25 protein-coding genes are annotated in these 22,815 nt (G+C 66.6%); 10 read left to right on the top strand and 15 right to left on the bottom strand.

Annotated elements, in window-relative coordinates:
• Positions 1-2: 2 nt before the first annotated feature.
• The 15 genes from flgL to fliE all read right to left on the bottom strand — a co-directional run bounded on the left by flgL (position 3) and on the right by fliE (position 13,476).
• On the bottom strand, positions 3-1,226 hold the full coding sequence (gene flgL, locus VNC39_RS08515) for a flagellar hook-associated protein FlgL (RefSeq protein WP_325398145.1): 1,224 nt from the start codon (positions 1,224-1,226) through the stop codon (positions 3-5).
• Between the two features lie 75 nt (positions 1,227-1,301).
• On the bottom strand, positions 1,302-1,733 hold the full coding sequence (locus tag VNC39_RS08510; RefSeq protein ID WP_325398143.1) for a hypothetical protein: 432 nt from the start codon (positions 1,731-1,733) through the stop codon (positions 1,302-1,304).
• Positions 1,730-3,070: a FliI/YscN family ATPase gene (locus tag VNC39_RS08505; protein WP_325398141.1), complete on the bottom strand. Its 1,341-nt coding sequence runs from the start codon at positions 3,068-3,070 to the stop codon at positions 1,730-1,732. Before VNC39_RS08505 ends, VNC39_RS08510 begins: the two co-directional genes overlap by 4 nt.
• Positions 3,067-3,708: a FliH/SctL family protein gene (locus VNC39_RS08500; RefSeq protein WP_325398139.1), complete on the bottom strand. Its 642-nt coding sequence runs from the start codon at positions 3,706-3,708 to the stop codon at positions 3,067-3,069. Before VNC39_RS08500 ends, VNC39_RS08505 begins: the two co-directional genes overlap by 4 nt.
• The gene (locus tag VNC39_RS08495) at positions 3,705-3,971 is read right to left on the bottom strand and encodes a hypothetical protein (protein WP_325398137.1); all 267 of its coding nucleotides are present in this window, start codon (positions 3,969-3,971) and stop codon (positions 3,705-3,707) included. The genes VNC39_RS08500 and VNC39_RS08495 overlap by 4 nt, the downstream gene beginning before the upstream one ends.
• Before the next feature lie 120 nt (positions 3,972-4,091).
• Positions 4,092-4,907, bottom strand: coding sequence for a flagellar motor protein MotB (locus VNC39_RS08490; RefSeq protein ID WP_325398135.1), 816 nt, complete (start codon positions 4,905-4,907; stop codon positions 4,092-4,094).
• A gap of 3 nt (positions 4,908-4,910) precedes the next feature.
• Positions 4,911-5,717, bottom strand: a complete 807-nt coding sequence (locus VNC39_RS08485) for a motility protein A (protein ID WP_325398133.1) — start codon at positions 5,715-5,717, stop codon at positions 4,911-4,913.
• Positions 5,717-6,292, bottom strand: coding sequence for a sigma-70 family RNA polymerase sigma factor (locus VNC39_RS08480; protein WP_325398131.1), 576 nt, complete (start codon positions 6,290-6,292; stop codon positions 5,717-5,719). The genes VNC39_RS08485 and VNC39_RS08480 overlap by 1 nt, the downstream gene beginning before the upstream one ends.
• A 3-nt stretch (positions 6,293-6,295) precedes the next feature.
• Positions 6,296-8,389, bottom strand: a complete 2,094-nt coding sequence (locus VNC39_RS08475; protein WP_325398129.1) for a flagellar biosynthesis protein FlhA — start codon at positions 8,387-8,389, stop codon at positions 6,296-6,298.
• Positions 8,382-8,645 (bottom strand): flagellar biosynthetic protein FliQ, encoded by a 264-nt coding sequence (locus VNC39_RS08470; RefSeq protein ID WP_325398127.1) that lies wholly within the window; start codon positions 8,643-8,645, stop codon positions 8,382-8,384. The genes VNC39_RS08475 and VNC39_RS08470 overlap by 8 nt, the downstream gene beginning before the upstream one ends.
• Positions 8,642-9,010 (bottom strand): FliM/FliN family flagellar motor switch protein, encoded by a 369-nt coding sequence (locus tag VNC39_RS08465; RefSeq protein ID WP_325398125.1) that lies wholly within the window; start codon positions 9,008-9,010, stop codon positions 8,642-8,644. Before VNC39_RS08465 ends, VNC39_RS08470 begins: the two co-directional genes overlap by 4 nt.
• Positions 9,011-9,043: 33 nt before the next feature.
• Entirely contained in the window at positions 9,044-10,597 is a 1,554-nt protein-coding gene (locus VNC39_RS08460) for a flagellar hook-length control protein FliK (RefSeq protein ID WP_325398123.1), read from the bottom strand.
• Positions 10,594-11,622, bottom strand: a complete 1,029-nt coding sequence (locus tag VNC39_RS08455; protein WP_325398121.1) for a flagellar motor switch protein FliG — start codon at positions 11,620-11,622, stop codon at positions 10,594-10,596. Before VNC39_RS08455 ends, VNC39_RS08460 begins: the two co-directional genes overlap by 4 nt.
• On the bottom strand, positions 11,615-13,174 hold the full coding sequence (locus tag VNC39_RS08450) for a flagellar M-ring protein FliF C-terminal domain-containing protein (protein ID WP_325398119.1): 1,560 nt from the start codon (positions 13,172-13,174) through the stop codon (positions 11,615-11,617). Before VNC39_RS08450 ends, VNC39_RS08455 begins: the two co-directional genes overlap by 8 nt.
• Entirely contained in the window at positions 13,174-13,476 is a 303-nt protein-coding gene (fliE, locus tag VNC39_RS08445; RefSeq protein WP_325398117.1) for a flagellar hook-basal body complex protein FliE, read from the bottom strand. The genes VNC39_RS08450 and fliE overlap by 1 nt, the downstream gene beginning before the upstream one ends.
• A 301-nt stretch (positions 13,477-13,777) precedes the next feature.
• Between fliE and VNC39_RS08440 the strand changes: the two genes are divergently transcribed.
• From VNC39_RS08440 to VNC39_RS08395, 10 genes are read left to right on the top strand one after another with little or no spacing between them, the layout of a single operon-like run.
• The gene (locus tag VNC39_RS08440) at positions 13,778-14,128 is read left to right on the top strand and encodes a flagellar basal body rod protein FlgB (RefSeq protein WP_325398115.1); all 351 of its coding nucleotides are present in this window, start codon (positions 13,778-13,780) and stop codon (positions 14,126-14,128) included.
• A gap of 3 nt (positions 14,129-14,131) precedes the next feature.
• A complete protein-coding gene (gene flgC / locus VNC39_RS08435) occupies positions 14,132-14,572 on the top strand; it encodes a flagellar basal body rod protein FlgC (protein WP_325398113.1) in 441 nt (146 codons plus the stop codon).
• Positions 14,572-15,273, top strand: a complete 702-nt coding sequence (locus tag VNC39_RS08430) for a flagellar hook assembly protein FlgD (RefSeq protein WP_325398111.1) — start codon at positions 14,572-14,574, stop codon at positions 15,271-15,273. The genes flgC and VNC39_RS08430 overlap by 1 nt, the downstream gene beginning before the upstream one ends.
• Entirely contained in the window at positions 15,270-16,508 is a 1,239-nt protein-coding gene (locus tag VNC39_RS08425; RefSeq protein WP_325398109.1) for a flagellar hook protein FlgE, read from the top strand. Before VNC39_RS08430 ends, VNC39_RS08425 begins: the two co-directional genes overlap by 4 nt.
• A 3-nt stretch (positions 16,509-16,511) precedes the next feature.
• The gene (locus tag VNC39_RS08420) at positions 16,512-17,252 is read left to right on the top strand and encodes a flagellar hook-basal body complex protein (RefSeq protein ID WP_325398107.1); all 741 of its coding nucleotides are present in this window, start codon (positions 16,512-16,514) and stop codon (positions 17,250-17,252) included.
• A 6-nt stretch (positions 17,253-17,258) separates the two neighbouring features.
• Complete coding sequence (flgG, locus tag VNC39_RS08415; RefSeq protein ID WP_325398105.1) at positions 17,259-18,053, top strand: flagellar basal-body rod protein FlgG; 795 nt, start codon at positions 17,259-17,261, stop codon at positions 18,051-18,053.
• Entirely contained in the window at positions 18,050-18,751 is a 702-nt protein-coding gene (locus tag VNC39_RS08410) for a flagellar basal body L-ring protein FlgH (RefSeq protein ID WP_325398103.1), read from the top strand. The genes flgG and VNC39_RS08410 overlap by 4 nt, the downstream gene beginning before the upstream one ends.
• On the top strand, positions 18,712-19,836 hold the full coding sequence (locus VNC39_RS08405) for a flagellar basal body P-ring protein FlgI (RefSeq protein ID WP_325398101.1): 1,125 nt from the start codon (positions 18,712-18,714) through the stop codon (positions 19,834-19,836). The genes VNC39_RS08410 and VNC39_RS08405 overlap by 40 nt, the downstream gene beginning before the upstream one ends.
• On the top strand, positions 19,836-20,729 hold the full coding sequence (locus tag VNC39_RS08400) for a glycoside hydrolase family 73 protein (RefSeq protein ID WP_325398099.1): 894 nt from the start codon (positions 19,836-19,838) through the stop codon (positions 20,727-20,729). The genes VNC39_RS08405 and VNC39_RS08400 overlap by 1 nt, the downstream gene beginning before the upstream one ends.
• A gap of 24 nt (positions 20,730-20,753) precedes the next feature.
• The gene (locus tag VNC39_RS08395; RefSeq protein ID WP_325398097.1) at positions 20,754-22,751 is read left to right on the top strand and encodes a FlgK family flagellar hook-associated protein; all 1,998 of its coding nucleotides are present in this window, start codon (positions 20,754-20,756) and stop codon (positions 22,749-22,751) included.
• Positions 22,752-22,815 lie beyond the last annotated feature (64 nt).

The following is a 22,815-nucleotide window of genomic DNA, read 5'->3' as shown; positions in this document are numbered from 1 at the left end:
GTTTAGATAACGCTGAACAGGCTGAGATTCTGCACCGTGCTGAACGCCTTCATGGCTGCCTCCACGGCAGTCGTGTTCTGGTCCAGAGCGGTGAGCGCCGCCGGAAAATTGGTGCCGATCGTAGTGTCTACGTTGTTCTGCACCTCGGTTTCCTGCGTGGCATTGCTCGCGCTCGTTTTGGAGAGCGATTGCAGGGTCACACCGGTCTGCGCCTGCGCCGTGGTCACCGTCTGCTGATACTGATCAAGAGCGGAGAGATCCTGGTTGAGATTCTGCCGGGTAATCGCCGCCGCCGCCGGCGTGCTGCCGGCCGTTTGCAGCGTGGTCGTGATATTGCTCAGCAAGGTGAACACCGATTGCGGTCGGCTCGGCGAAATCGTGAAACTGTCGCCGGCGGCCGGGGTGCCTGTGAGCTGAAAATCCACGCCACCGAGCGTGAGCGACGTGCCCGATGTCGCCGGACCGGTCGCCAGCGTCGTCGTCACCCCGGCCGATGAGGTCTGTGTCGCGGTGTAAATCACCCCGCCGGTCCCGCTGGTGGTGAAGCTCACGGTAATCGGCTCGTTGCCTTGCTGGAAAGCCGTCGCCGCCGTGGGATTGCCCACCCCATCAGAGAGCAGGACGCCGGTGCCGGTATTGGTGGAGGCGGCCGTCACGCTGGCGGTGCCATCGCCCTGCAGCCCGCTGATGAACGCCTCACCCGTGGCAATGGTCGAGGCCGAGAGATCGGAGGAGATCTCCGCCTGGCTCTGCCCGCCATCGCCCATGTAAACGACGCTGCCGTCCGGCTGTTCCTGGAACGGCTGCACAGTGCCGCGCGTGCCCCCGAACAGGAACGTCCCGTTGGAACCGGTGGTGTTGGCGATCCCGAGCATCTGCTGCTCCGCCGCGCTCACCTGGGTCGCCAACGACTGCATGTTCTGGTTGCTCGTCGTGCCGTTCAGGGCGCCTAAGACCAGCTGCTGCACGTCGCTGATTTCGGACAAGACCGATGTGTACCCGTTGCTCACATCGCCAAGCTGACCCTGAATATCCCCGAGCGACGTGGTGTCGCCGTTCAGCGCGCTGAGCTGGTCATTGCCGATCAGCGCCGTTTCGAAGGCGGAGGGGTTCTGCTCCGGCGTCTGCACCGCGACGCCGGAGGAAATTTCCTCCTGCAGCGTGTTAAGCTCCGCCTCCTGCGCCGTCAGCGAGGCCGAGAAATTGGTAAAGAACGCTAGATCCATCTGCAGTCTCCTTCAGCACGTTAGTGGCGTCGGATACGCCGGAAAAACCGAAATCATGCACATCTTCTGGCGCGCTCATGAGCCGCCGGCCTTGTTCGCGGGCCCGCGCGCGGGCAGCGCCAGTTCGGCGCGCTGCGCCGCCAGGCGATCCTCTACCAGCGTCGCCTTGCGCGCGGCCTCGTCGAGCCCGTTACGATAAGCCTGGCTGTCGGCCAGTTTCTGCAACGCCGCCTCGAGCATGCGGCGCGCGTTCTGCTCGGTGCGTAGAATTTGCGCCTCCGCATTGTCGGACGCGCGGACAAAATGCGAGGCGCGCTGCGCCTCGGAAGCGATAACGGTCTGGCCGTTCTGCCAGCCCTCGCGCAGCCGGGTGCGGTAACTGTCGAGCACCTGGCGCTGCTGTTCCGCGGATACCAACATGGCGTTATGCCGTTCGATCTCGTCCAGCACCTTTTGGTGCCGGGTCGCAGCGATCAGGTCAAGCCGTGCAATGGTGCGCAACTTCATGAAGCGGCCTCCGGCAGGGCCGCCTGCAAGGCGGCGATCGCCTTGGGCAGCGGCACCGCCTCGGTGCCCTGACGCAGCACCACCTCCATCGCCGGGCCGCGGCGCAGCGCCTCGTCCAGCAGCGGGTCGCGGCCGGCCACATAGGCGCCGAGATCGACGATGTCCTGTTTCTCCTGCCGCCGCGCCCAGAGCGCGCGGAAGCGCGCGGCGAGCTTGTAATGCGCCGGCCCGACCAAGCCCGGCATCGGCCGCGAGAGCGAGGCGACGATGTCGATCGGCGGGTAGAACGCGGCCTCGGCCAGCGCGCGCGACAGCACGATGTGCCCATCCAGCACCGAGCGCGCGGTGTCGCCCACCGGGTCGCCGACATGATCGTCGCCTTCGACCAGCACCGTATAGATCGCCGTGATCGAGCCTTGCGTCTTGGTGCCGTTGCCGGCCCGCTCGACATAGGCCGCCAGCGCCCCGAACACCGACGGCGGATAGCCCTTGGTCGCGGGCGGCTCGCCCACCGCGAGGCCGATCTCGCGCAACGCCATCGCCAGGCGCGTGAGCGAGTCCACCACCAGCAGCACATGCTTGCCCTGGTCGCGCCAATATTCCGCGATCGCAGCGGCGAGATAGGCGCCATGGACGCGGCCTAACGCCGTGTCATCGGCCGGCGAGGCGACGATGACGCTGCGGTCCTTGGCACTGCCGACATGATCCTCGACGAATTCGCGGATCTCGCGGCCGCGCTCGCCGATCATGCCGACCACCACGACATCCGCCTCGGCATAACGCGCCATCATGCCGAGCAGCGTGGTCTTGCCCACGCCGGACCCCGCGAACAGGCCGATGCGCATGCCGCGCCCCATGGTCGCCAGCGCGTTGATGGCGCTGACACCGACATCGAACGGTTTTTCGATGCGCTCGCGTTCCATCGGGTTCACCGACACGCCCATCAGCGGCCAGGGGTCGGTCACCTCCGGCGGCTTCTTTCCATCCAGCGCCGCGCCGCGCCCGTCGATCACGCGCCCCAGATGCCCCGGCCCCATCAGCGGCGTCGGCGCCCGGCTCTCGACATGCACGCGCGCGCCGCGCACCACGCCGCGCTTGCCCTGCTCGGGCATGATCAGCAGCGTGCCCGCATCGAAGCCGACCACTTCGGCCGGGAGCGGCATGCCATCCTCGGTATCGATCAGGCAGCGCGAGCCGATCGGCGCGCGGATGCCGCTGGCATGCAGCACATCGCCCTGGGAACGCACCACCCGTCCGTAGCGCAGGATGGTGTCCCCCGCCATCGCCAACCGCGCCCGCTCGGCGGCGAGCGCGCGGATCGCCTCGAGCGCGATCATGCCGCCGCCTCGTCGCGCAGCCCCAGAGCGGCGCGCACGGAGGCGATGCGTGCCTCAATGCGGGCATCCCATTCGATGCGGTTGAGCGGGTCGCCTTCGGGCGCGCTCAGCTCCACCATCGCGCCGCCGCGGCTGACCGCGGCGTCGGAAATCAGTTTGCCATCCTCGAGCACCAAAAGCGGCGCCAGCACCGCGTGGTCGGCGGGGTGGAGGCGCACGACGATGCGCTGGTGCGCCGTGCGTTCCGAAGCGGCTTCTTGCAGCAGCTGCGTCACCAGCGCGCGCAAGCCTTCGACATTCGTCGTCACCTCGACGCCGACAATGTGCCGCGCCAGCTGGAAGGCCAGATCCGTCACCAGCGCCGCCAGATCATGCTCGCGCTGGCGCAGCGGCGCGCTGAGCTGACTCCAGGCCGTTTCCAGCGCCTTGATCGCAGGCGCGGCCTGGGACGCGGTCTGCGCCTGCGCCGCCGCATGGCCCGCCTGCTCGCCGGCCGCCTGCCCCTCGGCTTCCGCCGCCACGCGCAACCGCGCGATCTCCTCGCTCACCCGGCGTTCGACCGTCTCCGCGAACACGTCGACGGCCGACTCGGCCGGGACCGCGTTCTGGGCCTGACGGCGGGTGATCACGTAGCTCATGGCTCTTCCGCGGTGCCTTCGCCGGGCCGCTGCATCACCATGGCGAAAGCGAGCTTGACCAGCGGTTCGCCCACGGCGAGCGCCGCGCGCATCAGCACGCCGACCGTCACCGCACTCAACGCCCACAACAGCAACGTCACTGGCGTCAACGACCCCGGCTGATTCAGCCCCGCCCAGAACAGCGCAGCAGCAACGACCAAAAGCCTGGGCTTATATAGGCCGCTGCCTTGGTTGGCCTTGCGAGGGGGTTTGCGTTTTGCCACGGGTTCGGTTCCGTCAGGTTAAAGCGATAATGCTGGCAAGCGAAGCACGCGACGCCGCGACCGCAGGCCGGCGGCACGTGAAACGAGGGGAGAGGATGAGTGATCCATGATCGTCATTCTCTATTTTCCACCCGATGCGTCATTCGCTGTATCACTCGGCGCGGGGGCGCGGATCACCACGACCACGCGGCGGTTCTGCGCGCGGCCGTCCGCTGTGGCGTTGCTGACGGACGGGGCGAACTCGCCAAAGCCCTGCGCCGAGAGGCGCGTGCCGTCGATCCCCTGCGCCACGAACAACGTGACCACGCTGACCGCGCGCTCGACCGAAAGCGACCAGTTCGAAGGAAATTGCGGCGTGGCGATCGGCTGGTTGTCGGTGTAGCCCTGGATGACCATGCTGAACTGGTCCGGCAGGTCTTTCAGCTTGCCCGCGATGTTGGTGAGCAGAATCTTCGCCGGCGGAGACAATGTGGCCTGGCCGCTGTCATACAATGTCGACGCGCTGAAGCTGATGGTCAGTGTCAGAGGCTGCGCCGACATCGTCACCTGCTTCTGCCCGATCAGCGGCTGCAGCACGCTTTGCAGACGCAGCTGCATCGCCTGCAGCTGCGCCATTTCCTGCTGCAGCTGACGCGAGATTTCCTGCGGCACATGCGGCGGCCGCGGCGCGGGATGTTCGACCGGCTTGGGGATCGGCGATGGCTGGTGCTGCAATACGCCGCTGTTGCCCGAATGCGACTGGATCGAGATCGGCGTGCCATGGAAGGCATGGATGATGCTTTGCTCTTCCTCCTGGATCTTCACCTTGTTCTGGGTCGAGGACGCATACAGCACGACGAACAGCGCCAAAAGCAGCGTCATCAGGTCAGCGTAGCTAACCAGCCAGCGTTCGTGGCCTGCCTTCTTTTTTACTTTCGGGTTGTGCTGCGCGGCCATGGATCAGACCGCCTCCGCCAGCGCGTCGCCTTCCGCCGCGCCGGTTTCGACCTCCTCGGGTTTCTTCTTATTCTCCTGCGCGAGCACGTTCTGCATGGTCTGGCGGATGAGAATGCCCGACTTGCCCTGCTTCAGCAGCATCAGCCCCTGGATGATCAGGTGCCGTTCGCGCTCGCGCGCCTCGGCGAGGATGCCGAGCCGCGCGCCGAGCGGCAAGGCGATGAGATTGGCGCTGCCCACGCCGTAGATCGTCGCCACGAACGCAGTGGCGATGCCTACGCCGAGCGAGGCCGGATGGTCGAGTTCCATCATCACGTGAATCAGGCCGAGCACCGCGCCCATCACGCCGATGGTCGGCAGATAGCCGCCCGCGGCTTCCCAGACCTCGGAAGCCACGATGTCTTCACGCGCGGCATTCGCGGCCATGGCCTCGAGCGTCGGCAACATGTCCTCCTCGGCGGTGTTGTCGATGATCATCTGCAGCCCCTGTTTCTGGAACGGGTCCTCGACCGCCTCCAGTTCGCTCTCCAGCGCCAGCGCGCCCTGCGAGCGGGCGAGGTTCGACCAGGCCGCCACCTGCTCGATGAAGGCGAGCATATCCACGGCCGGCGGCTTGACCAGCCACTTGAACCGGGCGCCGGCGGTCAGCACCGCTTTGAAGCCGAATTGCGTCGTCACCGCCGCGCCGGTGCCGCCAAACACGATCAGCACCGCCGTGACGCTGAACAGCGACGAGATCGGATCACCGTCGGATACAGCCGCCAGAATGACCATCGCCAACGCGGCGACGATGCCTAGGATCGCTGACATTATAAAGGTTCTCCGTTCAATTGGCCCGCCATGTACGCGGCCAGAATCTGCAGTGCACGCTTGCGGATTCGCGAAGCGTAGCCTTCACTGATATCGAGGATGGCGGCGACCTCGCGATTGTTCATCTCGTTGTAGTAATGCAGGGCAAGCACCCGGTATTCGAGCTGCGAGAGCTGGTGCAACGCTGCGGCCAGGCAGGCATGGTCGTCCGAGCGCAGCAATTGCGCCAGGGGGTCCTCGGGCGAAGAGCCGTCACTTACTGCCGCACTGTCCACGGCTTCCACATCCAACACCGCCTCGCCGCGCCGCCGCATGCCTTCACGGCGCAGCCCGTTGAGCATGGTGCCGCGCACACGGCGGATCGCGAACGCCTCGAACTCGACGCCGAGGCTGGGGTCGAAGCGCTGCAACGCCTCCAGCATGCCGAGCGCGCCCCATTGCAGCAGCTCATCGAGGTCCGCCCACGGCATCCGCGCCTTCAGCAGCAGCGCGATACGCTTGATCCATCCCGCATAGAGCTCATTCAGGTCGTGCGGCGCGGGGGCGGACAGGGGCTGGGCTAAGGACTGCATCATGGCTCAGCCCGGCTCCGCCGTCTGCACGACCTGCAACGGCATGGTCTCGGGAATTTCCTCGAGGCCCAGCACCGGGAGCACGCCCGTGACGGCGCGGGCAACGGCGCGGCGCAGGCCGCTTTGCACCACCAGCACCGGCTTCTGGCCGCGCGCGCGCATCGCGCCGGCGGCATTCTGCGCCGCCTGGCGCACATGCGCCGCGGTCTCCGCCTCGATCTCCTGGCCAATGCCGGCATCGCGGCTGGCGCGCACGGATTTGCCGACCAGCTCTTCCAGCTTCTGTTGCAGGACCGCGACCCTCAAGGTCGGTTCGACGCCCGCCAGCTGCGTGACGATAAAACGGCCGAGGCGCTGGCGCACCACGGCGATCAGCCGCTCCACATCCTTGGTGCCCTCGGAGGCGTCGACCAGCGCCTCGGCGATGCGCTCGAAATCGCGGATCGGCACTTCCTCGGCGAGCAAGGCCTGCAGCACCTGGCGCACCAGCCCCATCGACAGATTGGTGCGCAATTCCTCGGCCAGGCGCGGGGCAGTGTCGTTAAGCCGCGCCATCAGCCCCTCGACCTGCGGCCGGCCGAGCAGCTCGGCGCCGTTGCGCTTGAGAATTTCCGCGAAATGCGTGGCGATGGCGCTCGCCGCGTCGACCACGGTGTAACCGAGCTCCTCGGCCTGCGGGATGGCGTTTTGCGGGATCCACACCGCCGGCTGGCCGAAGGCCGGGTCTTTCACGGCACGGCCGACTTTCAGCTTGTCCACCACCATCGATCCCTCGATGGCGAGCCACTGGCCCGGCCAGGCTTCGCCGCCGCCGATCGCCGCCCCGCGCAGGGTGAAGCGGTACCCATGCGCCGGCAGGTCGCTCGAATCGCGAATATGCACGGGGGGCACGAGAAACCCCATGGTGCGGCCATAACGCTGCCGCACGGCGGTGACGCGGTTGAGCAGCCGCCCCTCGCCCTGCCCGACCAGCGGCGTCAGCGCAAAGCCGATGCTCATGCCGAGCGGATCGACACCGCTGACATCGGCCAGCGTGTCGATTTTCGGCTCCGCCGACGCCCCGGCCTGGGCACCAGCCGCCCCCGGCTTGGGCGCGCCCTCGGCGCCCGCCGCTTCCGGCTCCGGCCGCGACATCCGCCGCGCCATGATGCCCAGGAAACCGGCGAGGAGCAGGAACGGAATATGCGCCATCTGCGGGATCAGGCCGATGGCCCCGGTGATGGCGGCGGCGATGCCGAGCGCTTGCGGGAAGCGGCGGATCTGCTGCTTCACCTGCTCGCCGATATCCTCGCCGGTCGAAACACGGGTGACGACCAGGCCGGCGGCGATGGAGATGGCGAGCGAGGGGATCTGCGCGGCGAGACCGTCGCCCACGGTGAGCAAAGTGTAGGTACGCAGTGCGTCGGCGAAGGGCAGCCCGTCCTGCAGCATGCCCACCAGCAGGCCGCCGATCATGTTCACGACGAGAATGATCATGGCCGCGATCACGTCGCCGCGAACGAATTTCGACGCGCCATCCATGGCGCCGAAAAAATCGGCCTCACGGCGCAACATCTCTCGGCGCTTCTCTGCCGCCGCCGGTGTCAGCGCGCCGGCATTGATTTCAGCGTCGATCGCCATCTGCCGGCCGGGCAATGAATCCAGCATGAAGCGCGCCGACACTTCCGCGACGCGGCCGGCACCCTTGGTCACCACCATGAAATTGATGACGATCAGGATGACGAAGATGATGCCGCCGACCACGTAATTGCCGCCCACCGCGAACTGGCCGAAGGATTCGATCACCTGCCCGGCGGCGCCGGGACCGGTGAAGCCGTTCAGCAAAATGGCGCGCGCGGTCGCGACGTTGAGCGCGAGACGCATCAGCGTCGTCGCCAGCAGCACCGACGGGAAGGAGGAAAATTCGGCGGGCGAATGGATGTACAGGCTGGCGGCGAGAATCACGAGGCCGGCCGCGATGTTCAAGGCAAACAGAAAGGAAATGGCGATCGGCGGCAGCGGCACGACGAGCATGATCAGCACCAGCAGGACCACGATCGGCCCGGAAAGCTGGGTTGCGCTGAACATGCCCGGACGCGGCAGGGCGGTGTCGCTAGCCATGGATCAACGACGGAATCGCGGTGATCAGCCGCGTCGCGTAATGCTCAAGGCCGCTCATCATCAGCGGGCCTGAAACCGTGACAATCAATGCCACGCAGGACAGTTTGAGAATGAACGCGATCGAGGCCTCGCGAATCTGCGTCATGGTCTGCAGCACGCCGGCCACGAGGCCGACGATCAGCATGGCCAGCAATACCGGAGCGGCCAGCTCGGCAAAGGCGACCCAGGCGCCGACGCTGACCTCGGACGACGTCACGCCGGCACGTCCTTCTGCTCGGTCTCCACGGCGGTGAGCGCGGTGACGCGGATGCCGTACTGGTCCTTGGCCACCGAGACGACTTCGCCGACCGCCACACGATGCCCGTTGGCGAAAATCGACAGCGGTTCGCCGACGATCTGGTCGAGCACAACGATCTGCCCCTGGCGCAGCTGGCGCAAATCCTTCACGGAAATTTTCGAGCGGCCCAGTTCAACGGTGAGCTGCACCTGGACGCGCTCGACCAAGGCCCGGTTCGGCACCGCCGGACCCGCCAAAACCGTTTGCGTGAGCGTTTCGAGCTCGATGCGCGCGGGCTCGGCCGCCATCATCCCGGGAAATTGCTCGTCCTGTTCCTCGACCATCAAGTACCTTGCTCCTGGATTGCGCGAATGGGGTTACGCATAGGCCCGCACCCCGGACGACGCCATGGTCTCGCTCACGCTGCCGGCGGCGGTCGCGTCGATGCGGCCGGAGAGATTGCCGCTCGGTCCCGAACCTTGCCGAGGCTCTTGGCCTTGCGCCCCGTTGCCGCCGGCGCCGTGGTCGCCGACCTGGGTCTGCCCCAGCGTCAAGCCGGCGCTGGTCATCGCGTGGCGCAGATCCATCAGATTCGCATTCAGCAACTGTGCGGTCTGCGGCACCGAGGGAATGAGCTGCACGTTCACCTGAGCGCTCTGGCTTAAGGAAATATGCACCGCGAGCTCGCCGAGATCGGGCGGGTCGAGCCGCAGCGTGGCCGTGCTCGTGCCGCTGCGCTGCATCGCCACGATCGCGGCGGCCAGCGCGGAAGATGACGCCGCAACGCCGGCGGCATCGGCGGTGGCGCTCGCCGGCACCGGGACCGGCGCGACAACGGCCGTGGCATTCGCCGCCGGCGCCGCCGCTTGCGTCGGCGCCGGTGCCTGCAGGCCGCCCGCAGCGGCGAGGCCGGCCGGCGTGTTCGCCGCCGGCATCATCGTGCCGGCGGTGGCCGTTGCCGCCACCTGCACCGGCGCGGCTTGGGTCACGTTTTGGGCCGGCTTCGTCGAGAGGCCGGCGTTCAGCACCTGCATCCGGGCAGCGATGGCTGCATGCGTGCTGATCGGCGCGCTCGGCGCATCGGGGCCGCCCGCTCCCACTGCCCCGCCCGCTTGGATCGCGGCGCCGGTCGCATCAGGCGCACTCGGCGCGGCAAGGCTGGCGGCGTTTACCTCTGCCGGCGTCACCGCAGCGGCCTGCTGGATCTGCGGGATGGCACCGTCTTTCGGGGCTTTGGCCGGCGCTTGCGCGGCATTGGCGCCGGCAACCGCCTGGCTGCTGTCACCGGGCGCCGCATCTGCCGCTTGGGCGGCCGGGGCGGCAACGGGTTGTGCCGCGCCCGTCGCCGACACCGCGACCGAAGCCTCCGGCGTGGTGTCGGCGGGCGCCGCGCGCCCGGCGACGGGCGACACGTCATGATGCTGTTCCGTCGTCCGCCCCTGACCGGCCGGCACCGTGGCCGGACTGTGCGCCGCCGAATCAGCCGCCGGCGTCACAAGGGTCTGCGCATGGTCGTGCGCATGCCCATGCCGGCGCTTCGGCGCGTCCGCGGTCCGCTCATGCTCCGCATCCGATTTCCGTTGCGGCTTCGGCGCGAGGAGAGACGCCTTGCCCTGCGAGGAACTGGCCTCGGCATCGGCATGTTTCTCGCCGTGCCGCACTGACGCCGGGATGGACGCGGCCGGCGTGGCCGCCTGGGTGGCCTGCGGCTGGGACTGCGCAGCCTGAGCGGGTTGCGCTGGTTGCGCGGGCTGTGACGATTGCGCGAGCTGCGCTGATTGTGCCGGCTGCGGCGCCTGATTGGTCTGGGTCGCCTGGTCCATGGCGGCATTCCACAGCCCGTCATCCGGCGACGCATTGGCCGGGCTGGTCTCGGATGCCACCGGCACAACGCCGCTCGTGACGCCCGTCGCGACAAGGGCTCCGCTCATATCAGTTCCTCCGATGCGCCAATGGCGATGCGCCCTTCGCCGGCAAGCCGCAGCGCGATTTCCACGACCTCGCTTTGCGCGGCGAGCGCGTCGCTCTTGCGCATCGGCGGCCCGCTGCGCAATTCTTCGCGCAGGACTTCGACGCTGCGCGACGACATGTTTTTGTAGAAACGGTTGCGCGTGTCCTCGTCCTCGAGGCGCAGGGACGGCGCCAGCCGCTCGGTCGGCACCTCGCGCAGCAGGATCTGCAGCGCGCGGTCGGACAGCCGGACCAGATCGCTGAAGGTGAACAGGTTTTCGCGGATCGTCTCGGCCGTGCCCGGATCGCGCACTTCGATCAGCTCCATGACACGCTCGGACATGCCGGCCTGCAAATGATTGAGAATGTCCGCGGTGCGCTTGGCACCGCCGAGATTCGACAGGCGGCGGCTGCCGACATCGTCACTGGCCAATAGCTCCCCCATCATCAGGCGCAGCTCGTTGACCGCGGTCGCGGACACGGTGTCGAGCGTGGTGAAGCGAAACAACGTGTCGGCGACCAGAGCTTCCGGCAAAAACGACAACATCGACGCCCCGGTATCGTGCGGCAGCTGCGCCAGCAGCAGCGCCAGGGTCTGCGGCCGCTCAGTGGCCACCACATGCGCGAGCAGGCGTGGATCGGCGTTCGCGGCGAACTGCGCGGCGGCGCGGCCGCGCTTGCCGCCGAGCCGCTGGATGATCTCCTTGGCGCGCGTCTCGCCCAGCGCGGCGGACAGCACGCGGTGCAGATAACCGAGGCCGGAATTGACATTGGCGCCGATTTCTTCAGCAAAATCGCGCATCACGTCATTGCGCAATTCGACCGTGACCTTGGCCGACGGCAGCACGGACGCGGTGATCGTGCCGATCACCGACTCATCCATATGGCGCATCACGGCGGCGGCGGTGTCCTCACCGAGCTCGCGCAGCACGATGGCGGCGCGCTGCGCCCCGTCCAGCGTCATCTTTCCCGCGGCCTTGCCCCCTGCTCCGAAAGCCTCACTCATATTCTTCCACCCAACTTTGCAGAAGTTTCGCGATTTCCGCGGGATTTTCCGCCGCTTTCTCGAGCAGATTGATATATTCGACCGGCAATGGCTGCATCGGCTCGATGACCATCGTGGCGGCGGACGTCACAATCGGCGCCGGCGGCGCGAGCGCCGGACGGACCGGCCGCGTGCCGATTGTCGCCAGCCACCTTCCGCCCGGCAACGCCACGCCGAACAGCAACGCCAGGGCCGCAATGACCTCGAGCAGCGCACTCGAAATCGGCGCCGCATCCTGCAGCAGGGCCCCGGCACCGGGCAGTGCCGCGCCGGCCTTGAACGGCGCCACCAGCACATTCACCTTCACCGGATACGCGAACGCGCCGGCGATGGCGGCCTGCACCTGCGCCGCGGTGACCGTGCCGAGTGTGGCTTTGTTCAACACCACCGACACGGCGATGGACTTCACCGTCCAGTTCGGCTTGACGATGTCGCTGTCGCTCTGCCCGACCGCATAAGTCTGGTCGAGATCTTTATGCGAGCTCTGCGGCTGCGGCGGCGCCGCCGGCGCCGCAGCCGGCGCCGCGGCGTTCGGTGGATTGGTGCCGTTGGGCGCCGGCGGCGCGTTGGCGGTGGTCGGCGAAGGCGGCTCGTTGGAAAGGGCGCCGGGAATTCCCAGCGCCGCTGCGCCGGTCGCGCCGATCTGATTGGACTGCGTGCTGCTCTGATGCGTGACGATCTGCGTCGGGCCGTAGGCGATCTGGTGGATCCGCATCTGCGTGAAATCCACATCCGCCGATACGTTGGTGCGGAAGTTCCCCTCGCCGACCAGCGGCGCCAGCAGCGTCGCGATGCGCGCCGCGGCGGCGTTCTGCACATCGGCGATGGTCTGGAACTGCGTGCCGGTGTTCATCGTGCCGTTCACGGGATAGAGGACGACGCCGCCGGTGGTCTCCACCGTCACCTGCCCCGGCGCCAGCCCCGGCACCGCGCCGGCGACCAGATTGGCGATCGCCGCCCCCTGCACCTGCGCGCCGCCATCTGCGGCGGCGATCACCACCGAGGCGGTCGGCTTGGGCTGGTCGGCGAGAAACGCCGTGTTCGGCGGCACCGCAAGATAGACCTGAGCGGACTGAATGCCCGACATCGATTCGATCGACTGCTCCAGCGACGCTTCCAGCGCCCGCGTGGCCAGCGCGGTCTCCGCAACGTCCGACGTCGTCATCGGCGCGTTTTCCAGCTTATCCCAGCCGCCGGAACTGTCGCTTTGCGGCACCTGCGCCTGGCCGAGCTGCAGCCGCGCCTGGGCAAGCTGCGGCGCCGGCACAAGGATGATATTGCCCGCCGCCTGCAGCTGGTACGGAATCCCCAATTTCTGCAGCTGCGCGACCACCGTGCCGCCTTGCGCAGGCGTCAGGCCTTCATACAGCGCCACATAAGGCGGCCCGCTGAGCGAGAGCGCCAGCACCACCGCAAAAGCGGCGGCCACCACGCCCGCGATCATCCAGGCCAGCATCGGAACGCGCGCCGCCTGCTCCCGACCGAGCTGCAGATACCGCCGCAACTCCGACATTAGAACTGCATATTCATAATGGACGAGTAGGCGGAGACGACCTCATTGCGGACCGCGACGGTGGCGTTCCACGCCACTTCGGCGCGATCGCTGGCCACCACCGCCTTACCGAGCGTCGCCCCCGGCGCGCCCACCGCGAAGGCCGCCTCAGCCGAGGCCGCCTGACCCTGCGCGTCGCTAACGCCGTGCAAAGCAGAATTCACCATGTCCAGAAAGCTGCTCGCCGAACCGCCGCCCTGGGCCGGCTGCGTGCCGCCCGTCGCGATGGTCCCCAAGACCGGAGTAATCGGTGCGATCGTCACAAACTTAACTCCAAAATCGCCATTCACATCCCCTACTCAAAGTTGTAGGAAGAGGCTCGAAAATTACTTATAAATTAACCGAATCACGCGCAAGCACGTTTTTAGCATGGATGAAATTTAATCTGATGTCATAGGAAAACCGTTGCTTTTCAGTATGTTTTTTTGTAGTCGACCCGTTAGAGTGGTAAATGTTCTGTTATGAAAGCCGCCGCTTCGCGCGCCAGGCTCGGCCGGTTCGGCGTTTATGTAAAATTTTTGTTACACACCCATAGGTAGTGTGTAGGGTAGTGTCGGAGGTGAGATGCAGATCGGGTTTCTAAATCTCTACGGCGGCGTTCTGAATGTGCGGCAGGAGCGCGCCTCGCTGATCGCCGACAACATCGCCAATGCCGATACGCCCGGCTACAAAGCCCAGGACGTGCAGTTCCAGCAGGCGCTCGCCGCCCAGCTCGGCGACGGTCCGGCAAGCGGCAGCGCGCCGCTCTTCCGCGCGAGCGACACGGTCAGCCTCGACGGCAATGATGTGAGTATGGATAGCGAGCGCGTGGAAGCCGCGCAGAACGCCGATCAGACAGAGGCGGCGGCAACCTTCCTTCATCAGTCAACGGCGGATCTGATCACCGCCTTGCATCCCAATCCGGCCGGGAACTAACAAATGGCAGATATTTTCTCCATTGTCGGCAGCTCGCTCGATGCGCAGGGCTCGCGCATGGACGCGATCGCCTCGAATCTCGCCAACGCCGATTCGATTGCCGCGCCCGGCACCGCGCCCTATCGCGCGCATGAAGTCGTGTTCGAAGCCGCGCCGGTCGGCCCCACAAGCGATGACGGCACGGGTTCCAGCGATCCGGCCGCGAACGATCCCGGCGTGCAGGTGCTCGGCACCGTGCTCAGCAACGCGCCGCCGAACATGACCTACGACCCCAACAGCCCGTACGCCAACGCCCAGGGCTATGTCACCGGATCCAACGTCTCGTCAGTCAGTCAGATGGTTGACCTGATCGATTCCTCTAACAGCTACAGCGCCTCGGTCGCGGTGCTGCAACAGGCCGATCGCGTCGATCAGCAGATCCTCTCCAGCTTCCAGGTGTCCTGATGACCAATCTCGCAATTCCCAGCGCCAACAATTTCTCAGCAGCGGCCGCCACCACCGGCACGAACGGGACCAACCAGTCCTCGTCCAACGGCAGCGGCTCCGCGGCCAACCTGACGCAGTCCGATTTCCTGCAATTGCTGACCGCGCAGCTGAAATTCCAGACCCCGACCTCGCCGGCCGACCCGACCCAGCTGGCAGGTGAATTCGCGGAAATCTCGACGGTTAACGGCATCGACAGTCTCAATACCAAGGTCGCCGCGCTCGGCGCCGCCACCACCACCTCGCAGATCGGCCTGGCCTCCTCGCTGGTCGGCAAGCAGGTCGCGGTCTCCGGCGACAATCTCATCACCAACGGCAATGGCTCGGCCGAAGGCGCGTTCGACCTCGCCGGCGCGGCCAACAATGTCACGATCACCGTATCCAATGCCGCCGGCACGCAAGTGGGCACGGTGAAGCTGGGCCCGCTGTCCGCCGGACAGCAAACCTTCAATTTCACCGGCGGCTCCGCCAACCAGCAACTCACTTATTCGATCAGCGCGACCAACGGCTCCGGCAACGCCGTCAATAGCATTCCCTTCTCCGTCTTCACTGTCGAAGGCGTCAATGTTTCCGGCTCCGCTCCTTCCCTGAATGTCCAGGGTTTTGAACAGCCACTCCCGATGTCAGATGTCCAAACCGTTCTCGGAGGAACTTCTTCATGAGCCTGCAAACCGCACTCACCGGCCTTAACGGGGCGCAAGACGGCCTGAACACGGTCTCCAACGATTTGGCCAATGCCAGCACCACGGCGTTCAAGAGCCAGACCGCCGAATTCTCCGACATCTTCCCCTTGGGCCTGAACAACGTGCCCGGCCTCGGCGTCACCACCTCGGCGATCGACACCGATTTCTCCCAGGGCGCCCCGGTGAGCACCGGCAACCCGCTCGACGCGCTGATCCAGGGCAACGGGTTTTTCGTCGTCAGCCAGAACGGCACGCAGGATTTCACGCGTGACGGCCAATTCCAGCTCAGCCCCTCGGGGCAGTTGATCTCCGCCGCCAACGGCGCGAGCGTGATGGGAATCCAAGCCAACGGCGCGCTCGGCCCGATTACCGTCAACACCGGCGCCATCCCGGCACAGGCCACCACCACCTCGGACGTGGCGTTCAACCTCGATTCCAATGCCCCGACGACGGCGCCGACCACCGACATTCCCGGCTTTACGCCCGCCACGGTCTTCACCAACACCTTTCCCGTCACGGTGACTGATTCGCTCGGCAACTCCGACACTGTGAATTTGTATTTCGTGCAGAGCGCCGCCCCAGCAACAAGCTATACCGTGTTTGCGCAGCCGGTGACCACGACAGGCGCGGCCGCCACCACCCCCACCACGGAGCTCGGCACGCTGAACTTCAGCACCAACGGCACGCTCACCTCCTTCGCCCCCGCTGGCGCGCTCACGGCGAGCGGCACCGATGGGGTCACGCTGCCCATTACCTGGGGTAATGGCGCCGGGCCTTCGAACATCAACTTCAACTTCGCCGGCACGACCTTGGGGGCGCAGAGCTTCGCCAATGCCTCCAATAACACCAACGGCTTTCCCCCCGGCAGCTTCAGCGGCACCACGATCAGCTCCACCGGCCAGATTGTCGCGTCCTACAGCAACGGCCAGACCATCGATGCCGGGACGCTGGCGATCGCCAATTTCATCAACCAGGAAGGGTTGGAGCCGCTCTCCGGCAACCTCTTTGCCTCGACCCAGACATCGGGTCAGCCGGTGATCAGCGCCCCCGGCACCGGACAGGCGGGCTCGATCTCGGGCGGCGAGCTGGAACAGTCCAACGCTTCCACCTCCTCATTGCTGGTGTCTTTGATCGAATACCAGCAGGCCTTCCAGGCCAATGCCTCGGTGATCCAGACCGAGCAGACCGACAGCACCCGCCTGACGCAGATCTAACCTATGTCCTCCGCTTCCCTCTACACCTCGATGGCCGGCCTGCAGGCGATCACCGCCGACATGCAGGCCACCTCCGCGAACCTCGCCAACGTGCAGACGACCGGCTACAGCGCGGTGCAGGCGGCGGTGGAAGCCGCCCCTTACACCGGCAGCAACGCCCCGGGCGGCGCCGACGCGGTGGCGTTGACGCCGAACCCGGATCTCTCCGCCGGCCCGCTGCAGCACACCGGCTCGCCGCTCGACGTCGCGGTGAGCGGCGATGCCTGGTTGGAAGTGCAAACGCCGGCCGGCAATGCGATCAGCCGCAACGGCAGCCTGCAGATCACCAATGCCGGGATTTTGGCCGACAACGCCGGCAACCCGGTGCTGAGCACCACCGGCCAGCCGATCAGCCTGCCGCGCCTGGCCAAGCTGGAGATCGGCGCCGACGGCACCGTCTCCGGCGTGCCGGCCAACTCGACCAGCGGCCAGAGCCAAGTTTACGGGCAGATCAACATCGTCGCCACCCCGCCCGGCACGCTGACGCCGCTCAGCGGGGCGATGTTCGCCGCCCCCGCCGGCGCCTTGCAGCCCGCCGCCACCGGCACGCTGGAACAGGGCTATCTCAACGGCAGCAACGTGGACCCGACCAAGACGATGATCAACATGATCGCCGATAGTCGCTCCTACCAGGTGCAATCCAATCTCATGAAAACTCAAGCAGGCGGCGGCCAGGCACTGAACTCGCTGGTCGCGCAGGGATAAGCCAAGATGAACACCTCGCTCGACGTGATCGCCAGCGGCCTCGACGCCAGCCAGACCATGATGAACACGATCGCCGACAATCTGGCGAACGTGAACACCACGGGCTTCAAGCAGGAAGTGCCGGAATTCCAGACCCTGCTCTACCAGAACGGCATCCAGCCGGGCGGGCAGTCCACCGGCCAGACCGTCTATCCCAGCGGGCTCGAGCTCGGTACCGGCGTGCAGGTCGCCGGCATCAAGGACGTCGAGACCCAGGGCACCCTGACCACCACCAACAACCCCACCGACCTCGCCATCAACGGCGCCGGCTATTTCCAGGTGCTGCAGCCGAACGGCCAGATCGCCTACACGCGCGACGGCTCGTTCCAGCCCAACCAGAACGGCCAGCTGGTCAATGCCGACGGCTTCCAGGTGATCCCCAACATCACCGTCCCGGTGAATGCCGGGACCGTCACCATCGGCCTGGACGGCACCGTGTCGATCACCACGCCGGGGTCGAACGTCGCCACGCAGGTCGGCCAGCTGCAGCTCGCCAATTTCATCAACCCGCAGGGTCTGCAGCCGCTCGGCAACAACCTGCTGGCCCAGACCACGGCGAGCGGCAACCCGATCGTCGGCGCGCCGCAGACCAACGGCCTCGGCTCGATCAACCAGAACATGCTGGAATCCTCCAACGTCGATGTCGTCGACTCGATGGTCAACATGATCTCCGCCGAGCGCGCCTACCAGCTCGGCACGCAGGCCGCCGCGGCGGTCGACAACCAGCTCAGCGAACTCGCCCAGGCGGCCTCTGGTTCATGAGGGTACGGCGTTCCGACGCAGCGAAATTCCTCAGCCTGGCCGCGAGTGGCGCGCTGGTGGCGTGCACGCACGCGCCAGGGCCGATCTCCATGGTCAAGCCAGCGGAATTTCCCGTCGCCGTGGCGCCGCAAACCGCCTCCTCCAATGGCTCGGTGTTTCCCGACGCCACCTCCGGCTCGCTCTACGAACCGCGGCGCGACTGGCGCATCGGCGACCTGGTGACGATCAACATCGTCACCTCGGCCACCGCCAACGATACCGATAACGCGTCGCTGAGCCGCAAAGGCACGATCACCAACACGCTCACCAGCTTCATGGGCGTGCCGCTGAATTTCGGCAGCCTCAACGGCACGCCGTTCTCGCCGTCGATCAACGCCGCCAGCAACCAGACCTATGCCGGCGCCGGCTCCGCCGCCGCCGCCAGCAACGTCACCGGCCAGATCGAGGCCGTGATCACGCATATCGACCCGAACGGCACGCTCGCTTTGGCCGGGCGCACCAACGTCAACATCAACGGCAACGTCACCAGCATCGTCGTCACCGGCTATGCCAGCCCGGACGATATCGCCGCAAACACCACCATCAGTTCCAATAACGTCGCCGACATGAACGTCCAGTATGTCGGCAACGGCCCCATCAACGACGCGCATCAGGTCCCATGGCTGCAGCAAATCCTTTCCAAGCTCTGGCCGTATTAGGCCTGGCGGCGCTGCTGTTCGCGCCGGCCCGGCCGGCGGCAGCGGACCCGACGACGATCGGCACGCTGGTTTCGGTGGCGGGCGCGCCGTCGAACCAGCTTTACGGCTATGGGCTCGTGGTCGGCCTGCCGGGAACCGGCGACCAGACCACCGAGGTGCCCTATACGCAGCAGGCGATCCTCAACATGCTGCGCAACATGGGTGTCGCGCTGCCGACCGTGACCTTCATGCAGCCCAACGACGTCGCCTCGGTGATGGTGACGGCGGAAGTGCCACCCTTCTCCCATGCCGGCCAGCACGTGAACGTCACCGTCTCGGCCCTGGGCAACGCCACCTCGCTGAATGGCGGCGTGCTGCTGCCCACGCCGATGCGCGGCGGCAACGGCGTGATCTACGCCCAGGCGCAGGGGCCATTGCTGGTCAGCGGCTTCACCGCCGGCGCCAATGGCAGCACCACCAGCGTCAACGTGCCGACGGTCGGGTCGCTGCCCGGCGGCGCGATCATGTCCACGACCATCCCCGCCAGCTCTTCGGAAAACGGCGTGACCCAGCTGCTGCTCAACACGCCGAGCTACCAGACCGCGCAGCAGGTCGCCGACCTGGTCAACGCCGCCTACGGGCCGGACACGGCCAACGCGATCTCCCCGGGCGAAGTGGATTTGCAGGATAACACCGCCGATCCGGTGCGCTTCATCGCCGGCGTGCTGTCGCTGCCGATCAGCCCCGCGGCGCAGGAGCCGACCATCGTGGTCGACGCGCAGAGCGGCACCATCGTCATGAACGCCGGTGTGTCGCTTGGGCCGGCCGTGGTCTCGCATGGCGACCTCACGGTGAACATTCAGACCACCAACAGCGTCTCCCAGCCCAACCCCTTCACCCGGGGCGGACAGACCGTCGGCGTGCAGAACAGCGTGGTCAATGCCAGCCAGGGCAAGGCCAGCGTCGTCGCCCTGCCGAAAACCACCACCCTGGCCGACGTGGCGCGCGCGCTCAACGCCGTCGGTGCCACGCCCTCCGACCTTGTCGCGATCATCGAGGCGCTGGAACAGGCCGGCGCCATCAACGGCAAGCTCAAGGTCATCTGATGACCCCCGCCGCACCAACCACGCCCGTGGGATCGACCGCCGCCGGCGGCGAGGCGCGCACCGTGGCGACGGTCAAGCATCTCGCCGGCGTGCTCTGGGACGAAATGCTCACGGCGATGAACCAGAACGGCATGTCCTCCGACACGCTCGGCGTCGGCGGCGACAGCTACCAGAGCATGTTCATGTGGAACATCGCGCAGAACGACATGGGCAAATACGACAGCTCCCTGGTAGCCGCGGCGATGCGTCAGTTCGGCGCGCAGACCGATGCCAGTGCTGAGGCCGCCGGCGGCGCGGCGGCCGCGGCCACGGCGGCGCCGCCCACCACCCTCGCCACCATCGCCGCGTCGGGCGGCATGATCATCGCCACGCCGCTCGCCGCGCCCGATGCCAGCGTCGCCGGCACGCAGAACGGCTCGCTGCTCACGCAGGCCAAGGATTTCGCGCGCAATGTCTGGCCGATGATCATCTCGGCCGCGCAAAAGCTCAATGTGCCGCCGGTCGCGCTGCTCGCGCAAAGCGCCTTGGAAACCGGCTGGGGCACCGCCGCCCCCGGCAACAATCTGTTCGGCGTCAAGGCCGCCGACGGCCAGGCCGGCACCGCGCGATCGACGCATGAAATGGTGGATGGAATGCTGACACCGCAAACCGCCACATTCCGCGATTATCCCTCGGCCGCCGCCAGCGTCACCGATTACGTGCAGCAGATCATGGCCGGGTTCCAGAACGCGGCCGGGCAAGGCACGGTGAGCGGCTTCGCGCAGGCGCTGCAGGCCGGTGGCTACGCCACCGACACCAATTACGCGTCAAAAATCATCAGCATTTCCCAATCGCCCATGATGGCGCATGTGCTGCAGGCACTGGCCGGACCCGATGGCGCGACGGCCCCCTAACTTCTTTCTGCGAAAGGCTGCCTCATGAGTGGTATCATTGGTGCGATCAACACGGCGCTGTCCGGCATCGAGGCTTTCGAGTCCGGCATCAACACGGTTTCGAACAATCTCGCGAATGAGACGGTGTCCGGTTTTGCCGCCGAATCCGTCAACCTGTCCACCCAGGTCGACCTCACCAACGGCTCCGGCTTTGGCGTGCAGGCGCCGGTGGTGACACGCGCCGCGGACGGCTTCGCCGCCGGCGTGCTGCGCACGGCCAACGCCGCCAACCAGGCGGCCACCACGCTGGCGACGAATCTCGGCAATATTTCCAGCGCGCTGCTCAACAATGGCGATGTCCACACCTCCATGAACCAGTTCTTCCAGGATCTGGGCACGTTGGCCGCGAATCCGAGCAGCGCCGGCGCGCGCCAAACCGTGTTGTCCGACGCGGAGACGGTCTCCGGCACGTTCCAAACCGCGGCGAACAGCCTTGGCACGACGATGAGCAATGCGGTCACCGCGCTGCAGGGGAATGTGAGCACCGCAAACAACCTGTTGGGCCAGCTCGCCACCATCAACCAGGGGCTGGCAAACTCGCCGAACAACCCGTCACTGCTCGATCAGCAGGAAGCGGCACTAAGCAGCCTGTCGAATCTGCTGCCGGTGACCGTGCTGACGCAGCCCAACGGAGCGGTCCAGCTTTCGGTAGGCAACAATCTGCTGCTCAACCAGACCGGCAGCGCGCAGACGCTCAGCCTGACCGGCGGCACCGCCACCCAGGCCCCGCAGATCAAAGTGGGCAATCAGCCGCTGCCGCTCGACCTCACCGACACGGAAGGCCAGATGGGCGCCAACATGGCCACCTGGCAGGCGGGAGCGCAGGCCTTGCAGGGGCTGAACTCGATTGCCGCGGTGTTCGCCGACGAGGTCAACACCGCCCAGGCGGAAGGGCTGACCAAGAACGGCACGCAGGGCACCGCCCTGTTTGCCCCTCCGCCGGCGCCGACCGTGGCCGCTGCCACCGCCAACACCGGCAGTGCCAGCCTCACCGCGACAATCGCCAACCCGGCCCAGCTACCGACCGATGGCGGGCCGTTCACGCTGACATTCAGCAGCGCCACGAACAGCTTTACCGCCGTGGACCAGGCAACCAACACGGCCGTCCCGGTCACCACGCAGGCCGGCCCCCCGACCGTGCTGGCCTTCGCCGGCATGAACGTGACGGTGGCCGGCGCGGCCGCCAATGGCGACAGCTTCACCGTGAATCCGGTCCCCGGCGCCGCCTCCGGCATGAGCGTGGTCGCCACCAGCCCGGATGACATCGCCGCCGCCGACCCCTATGTCAGCACCCCGGGCATAACGTCGGCCACAACCGGTGCCGTCACGAACAATAATGCCGGGACCATCAATGCCGGCACCGACAGCGTCACCACCACCACGCCCTCCTCTTTCGTTCCGGCGACCGATTTCGGCCAGACTTTGACGGTGCAGTTCACGAGCACCACCGGCTCCTCGACGCCGGACGGCTTCACGGTCTCGATCGGCGCGACTTCGACCTCGCCCGGCACGGTGGTCGCCAGCGGCACGCTCACCAGCAGCAATGGGACCCTCAACGGCACCATCTCCGTGCAGTATCCCAACATTACCCCGCCCACCTATTGGCAGCTGCCGATCTCCGGCACGCCGGCCACTGGCGATGCGCTGACGCTCAACCCCGGCGGCTCCACCAGCGGCAGCAACGCCACACGCATGGCGGCCATCTTTACGAACCCCAACACCGCAAACAACGGCAGTTCGCTCCAGAGCACGGTCATCGGCTTCACCACAGGGCTTGGCTCCAATGCCAACGAGGCCCAGACCCTCTCCACCGGCACCGCCGCCCAGGTCACCTCCGCCACCACCAACCTGCAGAACGTGGCCGGCGTGAACTCCGACCAACAGGCGGTGTTGCTGGTCAATTACCAACAGGCCTTCCAAGCAGCGTCCCAAGTGATCTCCACCGCGCATTCGATGTTCGAATCGCTGGTCCAGGCGGTCTAGCCCGCCTGAGCGCCTGATCGCGCACCGGCACTCATGCTCCAAACCCTGTTGGGGATTTCACGGC

The sequence above is a fragment of the Acidocella sp. genome (assembly GCF_035535915.1).
Taxonomy (GTDB): domain Bacteria; phylum Pseudomonadota; class Alphaproteobacteria; order Acetobacterales; family Acetobacteraceae; genus Acidocella.
The sequence above is the reverse complement of the archived record's forward strand: the minus strand, read 5'-3'. Positions and strand labels throughout refer to the sequence as shown.